The following is a 13589-nucleotide window of genomic DNA, read 5'->3' on the forward strand; positions in this document are numbered from 1 at the left end:
ATCCCCCGTATGGCGATGATGGGAGGGGGCTTCGGCCCTCAGGTCTGGATGTCGCTGCGCCGTGACGGCTCGGTGACCAAGCAGCGCATCGCGCCGGGCACGGTCCGGCGCATCGGCCGGCACGCGCGCCCGCACACCAGGAAGATCGCGGCGTTCCTGCTGCTCGTGGTGGCCGGGGCGGTGATCGTGGTGGCCAACCCGCTGTTGATGAAGGCGATCATCGACGACGGCATCCTGACCGGCCGCACCGACGTCGTGATCGGCCTGGCCGTGGCCATCGGCGCGCTGGCCGTCCTCGACGCCGCGCTGACGCTGGCGCAGCGCTGGTTCTCCGCGCGCATCGGCGAGGGGCTCATCTACGACCTGCGCACCGAGGTCTTCGACCACGTGCAGCGCATGCCGGTGGCCTTCTTCATGCGGGCGCAGACCGGCGCGCTGGTCAGCCGGCTCAACAGCGACGTGATCGGCGCCCAGCGGGCGCTGACCAGCACGCTGTCGTCCGTGGTGTCCAACGTGGTCAGCCTGGTCCTGGTGCTGGGCGCGATGCTGGCGCTGTCGTGGCAGGTCACGCTGGTCGCGCTGGTGCTGCTGCCGATCTTCATCGTGCCCGCCAAATACGTCGGCCGGCGCATGTCCGCGCTGACCCGCGAGCAGATGCAGCTCGACGCCGAGATGAGCTCGGTCACCACCGAGCGCTTCAACGTGGCCGGCGCGATGGTCGCCAAGCTCTACGGCCGGCCCGAGGACGACGCGGCCACCTTCGCCGCCCGCGCGGCCCGCGTCCGCGACGTCGGCGTGACCGTCGGCATGTACGGCACGGTCTTCCGGGTCGCGCTCGGCCTGGTCGCCGCCCTGGCCACCGCGCTGGTCTACGGCATCGGCGGCGTGCTCGCCGTCGGCGGCGCCTTCGAGCTGGGCACGCTGGTGGCCCTGACCGCGCTGCTGATGCGCCTGTACGGCCCGCTGACGTCCCTGTCCAACGTGCACGTCGACGTGATGACGGCGCTGGTCAGCTTCGACCGCGTCTTCGAGATCCTCGACCTCAAGCCGATGGTCGCGCAGCGGCCCGGCGCGCGTCCGGTGCCCGAGGGGCCGGTCACCATCGAGTTCGACGACGTGCGCTTCCGCTACCCGGCGGCCGAGGAGGTCTCGCTCGCCTCCCTGGAGTCGGTGGCCCGCCAGGACTCCGGGGGCCCGTCGCAGGAGGTGCTGAAGGGCGTCTCCTTCACCGCCCGGCCGGGCGAGATGATCGCGCTGGTCGGCCACTCCGGCGCGGGCAAGACCACCATCACCTCCCTGGTCTCCCGGCTCTACGACGTCAACGAGGGGGCCGTCCGGATCAACGGGCTCGACGTGCGCGAGGCCACGCTCGACTCGCTGCGCGACACCGTCGGCGTCGTCATGCAGGACGCCCACCTGTTCCACGACACGATCGGGGCCAACCTCCGCTACGCCAGGCCCGGCGCGAGCGACGAGGAGATCCGCGACGCCCTGCGCGCCGCGCAGATCGGCGACCTCGTCGAGGGGCTGCCCGACGGGCTCGACACCGTCGTCGGCGACCGCGGCTACCGGCTGTCCGGCGGCGAGAAGCAGCGGCTCGCGCTGGCCAGGCTGCTGCTGAAGGCGCCGCGCGTGGTCGTGCTCGACGAGGCGACCGCGCACCTCGACTCCGAGTCCGAGGCGGCCGTGCAGCTCGCGCTCAAGACGGCCCTGCACGGCCGTACGTCGCTGGTCATCGCCCACCGGCTGTCCACGATCAGGGAGGCCGACGAGATCCTCGTCGTGCACGACGGGCGCGTGGCCGAGCGCGGCCGGCACGAGGAGCTGCTGGCGCGCGGCGGCCACTACGCCGAGCTCTACCGCACCCAGTTCAGCTCGGGAGGTAGCCCAGCCGGGTGAGCTCCTGCCGGGCGACCTTCTCCACCAGCTCCAGGTCGGCCGGCCGCAGCCGGGCCCGCCAGGCGCCGACCTCGGGGACGCGCGAGCCGTACAGCGCGACCTTGGACACCCGCGTCTCCAGGAACTCGGTGAGCACGGCGAGCGTGTCGGCTGGCTTGAGCGCCAAGTCCTCGTAGCGGACGGTGAGGAGCTGCCGCTCGGGCAGCTCCCGGCGCAGCTCGGCGCTCAGCCGCACGGCGCTGCGCCAGCGCAGCGCCGCCTTGCCCGCCGCGGGCATGCCCTTCCACCGGTCGAGGTGCTCGTCCTTGTTGACGCCGAGGAAGGCGTTGGGGAACTCGGTGCTGTCGGAGAGCATCGCGGGCTTGAACCAGGCCAGGCACGCCGGGTCGCCGAGCATGCCGGCGACGGCGTCCCTGCCGTCCCTGATGAGCTGGACGAACCGGGCGTCGGGGAATGCCTGGAGCAGCACCGGCGCGCTGTAGAGCAGGTCGGGGCTGCCGTCGCCGAACCGCGTCACCTCTCCGGGATCGACGCACGGCCCGCTGCCGGTCACCCCGCCCGCCTCCCGGCACGGCTCGGCGCACTGCCCGCACGAGCGCGGGGAGACCTGCCAGGACTCGGCCAGCGCGTCGCGCAGCACGCGCACCGCGCCCGACGTGCGGCCGATGGACGGTTTGCGGGCGAAGGCGTATACGACGTGCGCCACGCTCGCGCGGCCGGTCGTGACGTGGAAGCCCGGGGAGCGTTTGAGGGCGCGGGCCAGCAGGTCCGCGCCGGAGTGCGGGGCGCCGAGCAGGAAGACGGGCCTGCGGACCTTGATGCCGTTGACCACGAGGATGTGGGGCGGAAGTCGCATACTGGACCACAAGTGTGACACCGTTTGGCAGGTGAACGAGCCAATCAGCGTTTCGGTGCTTACCCGGGCCCCGGCGCTCCCAGGCCTGCAGGAGTTGACCGATGCAGCAAGGTGACACCGTCGCGATCGTCATGCCGTCGGGGCCGCCCTCACCCGTCCTGTTCCAGCGCGGCGTCGAGCGGCTGGAGGCCCTCGGGCTGAAGGTGGTGGCCGGGACGCACGCGCTCGACCGCCAGGGCCTCGACTACCTGGCCGGCCAGGACGCCGCCCGCGCCGCCGACCTCCAGGCCGCCTGGTGCGACCCGGCCGTGTCGGTGGTGTTCTGCGGCCGGGGCGGCTACGGCGCGGCCCGGCTGCTCGGCCTGCTCGACTGGGACGCCATGCGCGCGGCCGGGCCCAAGGTGCTGGTCGGGTCGAGCGACATCACGGCCCTGCACAACGCCTTCGCGATCGAGCTGGGCGTGCCGACGCTGCACGGGCCGATGACCGCCTGCGACACGATCGCCGCCGAGCAGGGCCCCGAGCCGCGTTCGTGGGAGAGCCTGTGGGCGGCGCTGGCCGGGGAGAGCGCGACCGTGCGGGGCGACCGGGTGCTGGCGCCAGGACGGGCCGAGGGCGTGCTCACCGGGGGCAACCTGTCGCTGCTGGCCTCGATGTGCGGCACCCGGTACCAGCCCTCCTTCGACGGCAAGCTGGTGCTGCTGGAGGACATCGGGGAGGAGCCGTACCGGATCGACCGGATGCTGACGCAGCTGCTGCAGGCCGGGGCGTTCGACGGTGTGCGGGGCATCGCGCTCGGGTCGTGGGTGGACTGCGGCGACCCGTACCCGGTGCTGGCCGACCGGCTGGCGCCGCTCGGGGTGCCCGTGGTGGCCGGGCTTCCGGTGGGGCACGGGTCACCACAGATGAGCGTGTGGCTGGGGGAGCTTGGGGTTATCGATACCGAATCGTGCTCCCTGGCTGGTCCGTTCCGCGACGGCGAGCAGGCAAGGTAGGAAGACACCGAAAGGGACGAATCCGACAGAGGGGACGGTGTGTGAGCTTCTTCAGGCGTGACCGGGAGCCCTCCCGCCGGCCGATCGAGGACGTCGACCTCGACTCCCTGCTCGGCCTCGTCGCGGAGTCCCTGGGGTTCGTGTGCGAGTTCGCCCGCGACGGCGCGTCGCTGACCCTGCGCGGCGACGGCGTCGCGGAGCTGGTGGTGAAGCTGACCGGGCTGCGCCGCGAGGCCGGGCGCCGGGCCAGGGAGGACTGGCCGGTGCTGGTCTCCGAGCACCTCGCGCACGCCCTGGCCACCGCGGACGAGCGTTACGACGCCTGCGACCTCGACCAGGCCGCGCCCCTGCTGCGCACCCGGGTGGAGGCGGTGGACGAGGTCCCCGACCTGACCCGGGTGGTGGGGCGGCACCTCAACGCCGACCTGGTGGAGTTGCTGACCGTCGGCTCGCGCCTGGTGCGGCCCGAGGAGGCCGGCTGCTGGCCCGTCCCGACGGCTCAGGCGCTCGACCTGGCCGTGGCGAACGTCCGGCGGGCCGAGCGGCTGGAGGTCGAGCGCATCGAGCTGGGCGGCACGCCGGTGACCCGGCTGACCGGCAGGAGCCCGTCGGCCGCCACGCATCTGCGCTGGCTCGGCGACCACCTCACCGTGCCCGCCGACGGGGTGCTGGTGGTGCTGCCCGACCCGTACACGGTGCTGGTGCGCCCGGTGGACGGCATCGGGGTGGTGCGCGCCATCGAACGGCTGCGGGTGCACGCGGCCCGCACCGGCGGGCTGAGCGCGCAGGTCTACTGGTGGCACCAGGGACGGCTGACGCTGATCAAGGCCGACATCGTGGTGCAGCAGGGGCAGACGAGGCTGGTGGTGGCGCCGCCGCCGGAGTTCGCCCGCATCCTGGCCCGCCTGGCCGTCTGAGCGCCCTCCTTCCAGGGGGCGCCCTCGTCAGTGGCGGCGCAGGACCGCGCAGCGGGTGCGGATCGTCTCGGCCTCGGCGTCGCCGAGCGTCTCGTAGCACTCCACGGCCCGCCGCCAGGCGTCCAGGGCGCCCGCGCGGTCGCCGGCGGCGGCGTGCGTCTCGCCGAGCCGGACCAGCGTCTGGGCGGCAGGGTGCAGGTCGTCGCAGGACAGCAGGAGCGCGGCCGCCCGCTCGTAGCAGGCCACCGCGCCCGGGTGATCGCCCTTGGCCTCCAGCACGTACGCGATGCTGTCCCACGCATGCCCCTCGCCCTGGGCGTAGCCGAGGTCGGCCAGGATGCGCTGCGCCCGGCAGCAGTCGGCGTACGCCTGGTCGTACTGGCCGAGCTGGGCACGCCACCAGCCCGCGGTGTTCAGCGCGCGGGCCTGGCCGATGGCGTCGCCGCCCTCCTCGAACAGCTCCTGGGCCCGCAACGCGTGCCGCAGTTCCTCGCCCGGCCGCACCCGGCCGACCGCGACGGCCTGGCCGAGGTGCAGGTGCGCCTCCAGGACCGGCTCGCCGAGGCCCCGGTGCAGCTCGATGGCCCGGTCGAAGTGCTCGACCGCCTGCCGGTCGGAGCCGAGCCTGGCGTGCGCGCGGGCCAGGCCGCTGTGGCATCCGGCCTGCGCCAGCCGGTCGCCGAGCCGCGCGGCGCACTCCAGCGCCACCGTCTGGACGCGCAGGCTCTCCTCCCACAGGCCGCGGCGCTGCATGAACTCGCCGAACCCCCAGGCGAGCTGCCAGGCGTGCCGGTCCAGCCCCGCCCGCGCGGCCTCGCCCACCAGCGCGGGCAGCACCGCCGACTCCGTGGCGTACCAGCTCAGAGCCTCTTCCGGGCCGGTGAAGCGCTCCGGGGTGACGCCGCGGGCCGGCCGCCCCCGCCGGACGTGCTCACGGTAGGGGTAGCAGACGGCGCTGGCCGCGCAGGCCGAGTGCAGGTAGTGGTCCAGCAGGCGGCGGATCGCGGCCCCGCGGGCGGCGCGCCGGTCGGTGCTGCGGGCCTGCTCGACGGCGTAGGCCCGCAGCAGGTCGTGCAGCCTCGGGCGGTCGCGGGCGGACAGCTCGACGAGGTTGGCCCGGTGGAGCAGGTCCACGAGCCTGCGGGTCCGCTCCACGGGCAGGCCGGCCAGGCTCGCGACCGCGGCCGGCGGGAGGTGCGGCGGCGCCTGCCCGAGCAGGCGGAACAGCCGCGCCGCCTCCTCCGGCAGCTCCCGGTACGACCGGCCGAACACGGCCCGCAGGTCGATCGCCGGATCGGCGTCGGCGAACGGCTCCAGGTCGGCGCCCGCGCGTTCCAGATCGGCGGCGATGTCGGCCAGCGGCAGGTCGGACCGGCGTACCGTCCGGGCGGCCACGATGGCCAGGGCCAGCGGCAGCCGGCCGCACCGGTCGACGATCAGCTCCGCGGCCTCGGGCTCGGCGGCCAGGCGCGCCTCGCCCACCCGGGCGGCCAGGAGATGGCGGGACTCCTCGGCCGTGAGGGTGTCCAGATGCAGCAGGGACGCGCCCATGGTGACCGACAGCGCGGGCAGCTCCGCCCGGCTGGTGATCAGCGTCAGGCAGCCGGGCGCGGTGGCCAGGAGCGGGGTGACCTGGTCGGCGGCGCGGGCGTCGTCCAGCAGGACGAGCACCCGGTGGGTGGCCAGCAGGCTGCGGTAGAGCCCGGTCCGGTCCTCGACGCCCAGCGGGATCCGGGACTCCGGCACGCCGAGCGCGCCCAGGAAACGGGACAGGACGGCGGCGGCGTCGGCCGGGTCGAGGCCGCCGAGACGGGCGTGGAGCTGGCCGCCGGGGTACCGGTCGCGGTGGTGGTGCGCCCAGTGCAGCGCCAGCGAGGACTTGCCGACGCCGGGCGGCCCCGAGATCACGCAGACGGCCGCGGCGCCGGCCAGGCGCGCCAGCTCGGCCTCGCGGCCCACGAAACCGGCGAGCCCGGCGGGCAACTGCGCGGGAACGGGCGGCGCGGTCACACTCGCCGCGTCCTCGCGGGTGCGGCCCGTCCCGCCGGTTCGCAGGAGCAGGTGGTGGAGGTCGCGCAGGGCCGCGCCGGGTTCGACGCCCAGCTCCTCGGCCAGGGTGCGGCGTACGGCGGCGTAGCGGGCCAGCGCCTCGGCGGTCCGGCCGCCCTCGTGCAGCGCCTCGATGAGCGCGCCGGCCACCAGCTCGTCCAGCGGGTACGCCTCGGCCAGCGGCGACAGTGCCGCGACCGCGGCCCCGGGGTCCTCGGCCGACACCGTACGGGCCCAGCGCAGCACGACCTCCTTGCGCTCCTCCCACAGCCGCCGCCGCACCCGCTCGGTCCATTCGCCCGGCAGCCCCGCCAGCGGGTCGCCGCGCCACAACGCCAGCGCCTCCTCCAGCGGCGTACGGGGATCGGCCGCCGTCGCCGCCCCCTCGGCCAGGCTCCGGAAACGCCGCAGGTCCACGCCCGGCTCGGCCACGTCGAGCAGGTAGCCGCCGACCTGGCGCAGCACGCGGCCCTCGTCGCCGAGCACCTCCCGGCGCAGCCGGGTGATGATCGTGTGCAGCGTGTTCCGCGCGCCCGGCGGCACGTGCTCACCCCAGATCCGGGCCAGCAACGTCTCGACGGGCACGACCCGGCCCGCCTCCCAGGCCAGCGCGGCGAGCGCGAGCGCGGCCTGCGGGGGGCGTACCGGTCCGGTCTGATCCGCGCGCTCCAGCTCCACCGGTCCGAGCAACCGAATCATCATGATCTTCAAGCCTAATCAAGGGGCGCCGGTTCATCCCCTGTTGTCACGTCTTCGAGACGGCATTGAGAGGTCATTGAGAAATCGCTCAGGCGGCCGGGTGAGGTTACCCGGGTCAGTCCGTCCTCCCGCCGGGCGGCGGCGCCGCCGCCCTGGTGCGGGCGCGACGGCGTCGGCCCTCCCGGGCGCGTCGCCCGGGAGGGCCGGTCCGCTACGGGGCCTGGTGGCCCACGTACTCGCGCAGGTGCACGGCGGTGAGCGAGTCGCCCTTCGCCACCAGCTCGGCCGGGGTGCCGGTGAACACCACCTGGCCGCCGTCGTGGCCGGCGCCCGGACCCAGGTCGACGATCCAGTCGGCGTGGGCCATCACCGCCTGGTGGTGCTCGATGACGATGACCGTGTTGCCGTCGTCCACCAGCCGGTCGAGCAGGGACAGGAGCTGGTCCACGTCGGCCAGGTGCAGGCCGGTGGTGGGCTCGTCCAGCACGTACGTGGTGCCGTTCCTGGCCATGTGGATGGCCAGCTTGAGCCGCTGGCGCTCGCCGCCCGACAGCGTGGTGAGCGGCTGGCCGAGCCCGAGGTAGCCCAGGCCGACCGAGTGCAGGCGGTCGAGGATCGTCCTGGCCTGGCCGCTGGGGAAGAACTCGCGCGCCTCGGCCACCGGCATCTCCAGCACCTCGCTGATGTTCTTGCCGCGCAGCCGGTACGTCAGCACCTCCGGCGTGAACCGCCGCCCCTCGCACGCCTCGCACACCGAGGCCACGTCGGCCATCATCGCCAGCTCGGTGTAGATCAGGCCGATGCCCTTGCAGGCCGGGCAGGCGCCCTCGGAGTTGGCGCTGAACAGGGCCGGCTTGACCCCGTTGGCCTTGGCGAACGCCGTGCGGATGGGGTCCAGCACGCCCGTGTACGTGGCCGGGTTGCTGCGCCGCGACCCGCGGATCGGCGACTGGTCGGCGACCACCACGCCCTCGCGGCCGGACACGTACCCGTGGATGAGGGAGCTCTTGCCCGAGCCGGCCACGCCCGTGACGACGGTGAGCACCCCGAGCGGGATGTCCACGTCCACGCCGCGCAGGTTGTGCAGCGTGGCGCCGCGCACCTCCAGCTGCCCCTTGGCCGGGCGGACGGAGGCGCGCAGCGCGGCCCGGTGGCCGAGGTAGCGGCCGGTCAGGGTGCCCGAGGCGGGCAGCCCGTCGAGGTCGCCGGCGTAGCAGATGCGGCCGCCGCCGGTGCCCGCGCCGGGACCGAGGTCCACGATGTGGTCGGCGATCTCGATCACCTCGGGCTTGTGCTCGACCACGAGCACGGTGTTGCCCTTGTCGCGCAGCTGGAGCAGCAGGTTGTTCATCCGCTGGATGTCGTGCGGGTGCAGCCCGGCCGTCGGCTCGTCGAAGACGTAGGTGACGTCGGTCAGGCTGGAGGTGAGGTGCCGCACCATCTTCACCCGCTGGGCCTCGCCGCCCGACAGCGTGCCGGACTCGCGGTCGAGGCTGAGGTAGCCGAGGCCGATCTCGACCAGCGAGTCCAGCGTGTCGCGCAGCCCCTGGAGCACCGGGCCCACGCTCGGGTCGTCGATGCCCTTGACGAACTCGGCCAGGTCGTTGATCTGCATGGCCGAGCAGTCGGCGATGTTGCGGCCGTCGATGCGGGAGGACCGGGCGGCCTCGTTCAGGCGGGAGCCGCCGCAGGCGGTGCAGCCGGTCAGCTTGAGCGCCCGGTCGGCGAAGGCGCGCGCCTGCGGCTGCATCGACTCGCGGTCCTTGGCCAGGTACTGGCGCTTGACCTTGGTGACCAGCCCTTCGTAGGTGAAGTTGCCGGTGCCGTACTTGATCTTCGTGGCGGGCTTGTCGAGCAGGTCCGCCCACTGCTCGGGGGTGAAGTCGCGCAGCTTGGTGTCGGGGTCGTACAGGCCCGAGCCGACCATGATCTGCCAGTACCAGGTGTCGACCGCGTACCCCGGGATCTTGATGGCGCCCTCGTTCAGCGACTTGTCCCGGTCCACCAGCTCGTCGACGTCGACGCCGGCGACCTTGCCGAGCCCCTCGCACTCGGGGCACATGCCCTCGGCGCGGTTGAAGCTGAACGCGAACGGCGGCCCGACCTGCGGGGAGCCCAGCCGGCTGAACAGGATCCGGAGCATCGTGTAGGTGTCGGTGGCGGTGCCCACGGTCGAGCGGGCGTTGGCGCCCATCCGCTCCTGGTCCACGATGATCGCCGCGCTGAGGTTCCGCAGCGAGTCCACGTCGGGACGGGCCAGGCTCGGCATGAAGTTCTGGACGAACGTGGTGTACGTCTCGTCGATCAGCCGCCGGGACTCCGCGGCGATCGTGTCGAAGACGAGCGAGGACTTCCCCGAGCCGGACACGCCGGTGAACACGGTGAGGCGGCGCTTGGGCAGGTCGAGGTCGACGCCGGTGAGGTTGTTCTCGCGGGCGCCGCGGACCTGGATGACGTCGTGGCTGTCGGCGGCGGTGTGATCGGCGGATCGGGTGCGTACGGCGTCGGGCTTGGCGCTGGAGGCCACGGAATCCCTTCTTGTCACATCAAATGGGGAGCGGGTAGGCGATCGTACCGTACGCAGTACGGTCGCCGTGGGGCTCAGCGGGATCTGGCGACCAGCGACGTGATGAGCGAGGCGGCCAGGGGCAGCAACGTCAGGCCGGCCAGGAACATCAGCCCGACCGGCCACAACCCCTGCCCGCCCCCGCGCAGCTCGCCCACCACCCCGGCGGCGAAGTGCACGAAGAACGGCGCGGCGGCGACGGCCCCCCACAACGGATGCGGAACGGCCCACGCGGCCAGCCCGGCCAGGACCGCCAGCGCGGCGAAGGCCGGAACGAGCGCCGGGGAGTCCAGGACGTCCTTCGTCGCGCCGGGCGCGACCACGGGCGCGGTGAGCACGCACACGGCCACGGCAGCGACGCCTCCGGCGATCAGGATCACGGCCCACAGCAGGGCGGAACGCGGCATCTCTCTCCTCACACAGGTGGTGAGGGCCAGCATGCCCGAGACGAGGACGGGGACACGAGCGCTCGGATACTCAACCCGTCTGAGGAGAACCGGCAAGCGACCGAGCCTCCAGCCGGGCCGCGGCCGCCGCCGCCGGGTCGCCCGCCGCCGCGTACGCCTCGGCCAGGCTGTCCAGCGCCCCCGCCAGAAACTCCTGCCAGCCCCGCGCGCGCCACAGCCGCACCGACTCCTCCAGGTGCGCGACGGCCTCCTGCACCCGGCCCTCGGCCAGGTCCACCGCGCCCAGCACCCACAGCGCGTCGGCCCGGTGGTGGGCCAGCCGGTGGGAGCGGCTCAGCAGCTCGGCCGCCTCGGCGACCGCCCTGGCCCGCGGGTCGTGGTGGCCGGCGTACAGCTTGGCCAGCGCGACCAGGCCCATCGCCTCCAGCAGCGGGTCGCGGATCTGCCGGTAGATGGCCAGCGCCCGCACCATGTACTCCAGCCCGGCCTCGAACTCCTTGGCGTGGGCGTGCGCGAGGCCGAGGAACTGCAGGGTCGTGGCCTCGAAGCGGGGGTTGCCGAGCTTGGCGGCCAGGTCGAGGCCGCGCAGCAGGTGGACGATGGCCATCCTGATGTCCCGGGTGCCGTAGGCGACCGCCATGCACACGTGCGCCCTGGCCTCGCCGCCCTGGTGGCCGCTGCGTTCGGCCAGCTCCAGCGCGAGGCGGCCCGAGCGCAGGCCCTGCGCCATGTCGCCCCTGGCGGCCTCGCCCCAGGCGCGCAGCACGTACGCGTCGGACAGGCCGCGCCGCTCGTCCAGCTCGGTGAACATGGCGATCAGGCGTTCGGCGCCGTCGTACTGGGCGGCCATGGCGCCGCCGGTCTCGGTCCAGGTGGTGGCGTGCATGAGGCCGCGCCTGATCACCGCCTCGCCCAGCCGGTCGCCGGCGGCCAGGCAGGCGGCCAGCACCCGCTCGTGCAGCGCCCGCCAGTCGTCGAACAGGCCGCTGACGTCGAAGTAGCGCTCGGCGCAGCAGGCGGTGTCCCAGGCGACCTCGGCCAGGCCGAGCGCGCACGCCTGCCGGATCGCCGCGACCAGCGCGGTGCGCTCGGTGTCGAACCAGGCCATCGGGTCCTGCCGGATCTCCCACGGCGTGCCGTCGGGCGAGCTCCAGCGCGGGGCCGAGCCGTGGATGATGGCCGAGGAACTGCCCTGGACGCGTTCGGTCGCCTGCTCGGCCAGTGCCAGCCAGCCGCCGAAGGCCCGGCCGAGCGCCGCCGCGACCGCCTCGGGCCGGTCCTCCAGCTCGGCGCGTTCGCGGGCGTACAGGCGGACCAGGTCGTGGAAGCGGTAGCGCGGCTGCCCGGCCGGATCGACGCCGCTGATCAGCACGAGCTGGGTGTCCACCAGCGACTCCACCAGCTCCTCGCCCACCGGTACGGGCACGTCCAGCAGCGCGCCCGCCACCCATCCGGCGAAGTCGGGCACCTCCAGCGTGCCCAGCAGCCGGAAGGCCCGCCGCGCGGCCGGTTCCAGTCCCACGTAGCTGAGCGCCAGGCTCGCCCGGACCGCCAGGTCGCCGGTCGCGAACTGGTCGAGCCGCCGTCGTTCGTCCTTGAGCTGCCCGGCCAGCCGGGTCAGCGGCCAGTGCGGCCGGGCCACCAGCCGGGCCCCGGCCACCCGCACGGCCAGCGGGATCCCGTCGGAGAGGCGGACGATCTCCGCCGCCGCCTCCGGCTCGGCCTCCACCCGCCCCGCGCCGGCGATCCTGGCCAGCAGGCGCACGCCCTGCCGCAGGTGCAGCACCGACAGCTCGATCAGGGCGGCGCCGGACAGGCCGCTCAGCCTGGCCCTGCTGGTGATGATGACGGCGCAGCCGGACGTGCCGGGCAGCAGCGGGCGCACCTGCTGCTCGGAGGCGGCGTTGTCGAGCACGATCAGCATGCGCCGCTCGGCCAGGCTGCTGCGGAACAGCGCGGCCCGTTCGTCCACGCTCTCGGGCAGCGTGGAGCGCGGCACGCCGAGCGCGGTGAGGAAGGCGGCCAGCACCTGTCCGGGGTCGGCGGGGCTGGCCTCGGCGCCGTGCAGGTTCGTGTGCAGCTGGCCGTCGGGGTAGTGGCGGGCGATGCGGTGCGCGGCGTGCACGGCCAGCGTGGTCTTGCCGACGCCGCCCATGCCCGCGATCACGCACATCCGCACCTGGCCGGGGCCCTGCGGCGGTTCGTCGCCGAGCAGGGAGGTGAGCTGGGCGAGCTGCTCGCCGCGTCCGGTGAAGTCGGAGATGTCGGTCGGGAGCTGGGCGGGGGAGCGCGCCGCTGGCCCGGCGGCGCCACCGGCGCCGCCGGCCGCGCCGCCGGGGGCCGGGCCGAGGGTGCCGGTGAGGATGGCCTGGTGCAGGCGGTTGAGCTCGGCGCCGGGGTCGAGGCCCAGCTCGGCGGCGAACACCCGGCGGGCCTCGCGGTAGCTGGCCAGCGCCTCGGCCTGCCGTCCGGACCGGGCCAGGGCGAGCATGAGCTGGCGGCGCGGGCGTTCGCGCAGCGGGTGCTCGGCGACCAGCTCGGTCAGCTCCGCGATGAGCACGGCGTGCAGGCCGCGGGCCAGGTCGGCCTCGATCCGGTGCTCCAGGGCGGCCAGGCGCTCCTCTTCCAGGCGGCGGGCGTGGTCGCGCAGCCCGGCGGTGAGGTTCAGCCCCGCGTAGACGGGCCCGCGCCACAACTCCAGCGCCTGCCGCAGCAGCGCGGCGGCCTGTTCGTGGTCGCCGCCGGACAGCGCGTCGCCGCCCCGGCCGGCCAGGGTCTCGAAGCGTTCGGCGTCCAGCTCGCCGGGGTGCACGGCCAGCACGAATCCGGCGTCGGTGCGGGTGATGCGGTCCTGGCCGAGCGTCCGGCGGAGCTGGTGCACGTACAGGCGGAGGTTGTCGGCGGCGGTGCGCGGCGGGCGCTGCTCCCACAGGGCCTCGACGAGCGTGGCGGGGGAGACCGGGCGGCCGGCCCGGCACAGGAGCTCGGCCAGCAGGGTGCGCTGCTTGCCGACGCCGAGCGGCAGCGGCCCTTGGTCACCCGAGACGTGAAGCGGCCCAAGTACGGCGAACTCCATCGCGCTCCCCGCAAGGACGTTGGTGCACAAGGAAGATCAAAGCTGCTTCAATGTGCATCAACGTCCGACTCCCGTCAACCCTGCGCCGACCGGGAGAAAAAGGCACCGGCGGGAGCCTTTCGTGG

The 13589-nt window shown here is 74.2% G+C and carries 8 protein-coding genes; 3 read left to right on the forward strand and 5 right to left on the reverse strand.

Annotated elements, in window-relative coordinates:
• Nucleotides 1–9 precede the first annotated feature (9 nt).
• Nucleotides 10–1899: an ABC transporter ATP-binding protein gene (locus AB0J71_RS31695; protein WP_352325515.1), complete on the forward strand. Its 1890-nt coding sequence runs from the start codon at nt 10–12 to the stop codon at nt 1897–1899.
• On the opposite strand, the gene AB0J71_RS31700 is transcribed toward AB0J71_RS31695, so the two are convergent.
• Entirely contained in the window at nt 1871–2755 is an 885-nt protein-coding gene (locus tag AB0J71_RS31700) for a sulfotransferase (protein ID WP_364393665.1), read from the reverse strand. The genes AB0J71_RS31695 and AB0J71_RS31700 overlap by 29 nt on opposite strands.
• A gap of 101 nt (nt 2756–2856) precedes the next feature.
• Here AB0J71_RS31700 and AB0J71_RS31705 point away from each other — a divergent pair, with 101 nt between their 5' ends.
• Both AB0J71_RS31705 and AB0J71_RS31710 read left to right on the forward strand, forming a co-directional pair.
• Nucleotides 2857–3750 (forward strand): LD-carboxypeptidase, encoded by an 894-nt coding sequence (locus AB0J71_RS31705; protein WP_364417393.1) that lies wholly within the window; start codon nt 2857–2859, stop codon nt 3748–3750.
• Nucleotides 3751–3791: 41 nt separating this feature from the next.
• Entirely contained in the window at nt 3792–4667 is an 876-nt protein-coding gene (locus tag AB0J71_RS31710) for a hypothetical protein (RefSeq protein WP_352327782.1), read from the forward strand.
• 27 nt (nt 4668–4694) lie between these two features.
• On the opposite strand, the gene AB0J71_RS31715 is transcribed toward AB0J71_RS31710, so the two are convergent.
• The 4 genes from AB0J71_RS31715 to AB0J71_RS31730 all read right to left on the reverse strand — a co-directional run bounded on the left by AB0J71_RS31715 (nt 4695) and on the right by AB0J71_RS31730 (nt 13464).
• Nucleotides 4695–7418, reverse strand: a complete 2724-nt coding sequence (locus AB0J71_RS31715) for a BTAD domain-containing putative transcriptional regulator (protein ID WP_364417395.1) — start codon at nt 7416–7418, stop codon at nt 4695–4697.
• A 208-nt stretch (nt 7419–7626) separates the two neighbouring features.
• Nucleotides 7627–9942, reverse strand: a complete 2316-nt coding sequence (locus AB0J71_RS31720) for an excinuclease ABC subunit UvrA (RefSeq protein WP_364417397.1) — start codon at nt 9940–9942, stop codon at nt 7627–7629.
• Between the two features lie 74 nt (nt 9943–10016).
• Nucleotides 10017–10388: a hypothetical protein gene (locus AB0J71_RS31725; RefSeq protein WP_364417399.1), complete on the reverse strand. Its 372-nt coding sequence runs from the start codon at nt 10386–10388 to the stop codon at nt 10017–10019.
• A 70-nt stretch (nt 10389–10458) separates the two neighbouring features.
• A complete protein-coding gene (locus AB0J71_RS31730; RefSeq protein WP_364417401.1) occupies nt 10459–13464 on the reverse strand; it encodes a BTAD domain-containing putative transcriptional regulator in 3006 nt (1001 codons plus the stop codon).
• Nucleotides 13465–13589: the final 125 nt, after the last annotated feature.

Source organism: Nonomuraea sp. NPDC049637 (assembly GCF_040675235.1).
In the GTDB taxonomy this organism is placed as follows: Bacteria; Actinomycetota; Actinomycetes; order Streptosporangiales; family Streptosporangiaceae; genus Nonomuraea.

Excerpts from the sequence above, each read along its gene's own strand:
- AB0J71_RS31695 (WP_352325515.1), top strand. The coding sequence starts at position 10 with ATGGCGATGATGGGAGGGGGCTTCGGCCCTCAGGTCTGGATGTCGCTG.
- AB0J71_RS31700 (WP_364393665.1), bottom strand. The coding sequence starts at position 2,755 with ATGCGACTTCCGCCCCACATCCTCGTGGTCAACGGCATCAAGGTCCGC.
- AB0J71_RS31705 (WP_364417393.1), top strand. The coding sequence starts at position 2,857 with ATGCAGCAAGGTGACACCGTCGCGATCGTCATGCCGTCGGGGCCGCCC.
- AB0J71_RS31715 (WP_364417395.1), bottom strand. The coding sequence starts at position 7,418 with ATGATGATTCGGTTGCTCGGACCGGTGGAGCTGGAGCGCGCGGATCAG.
- AB0J71_RS31725 (WP_364417399.1), bottom strand. The coding sequence starts at position 10,388 with ATGCCGCGTTCCGCCCTGCTGTGGGCCGTGATCCTGATCGCCGGAGGC.
- AB0J71_RS31730 (WP_364417401.1), bottom strand. The coding sequence starts at position 13,464 with ATGGAGTTCGCCGTACTTGGGCCGCTTCACGTCTCGGGTGACCAAGGG.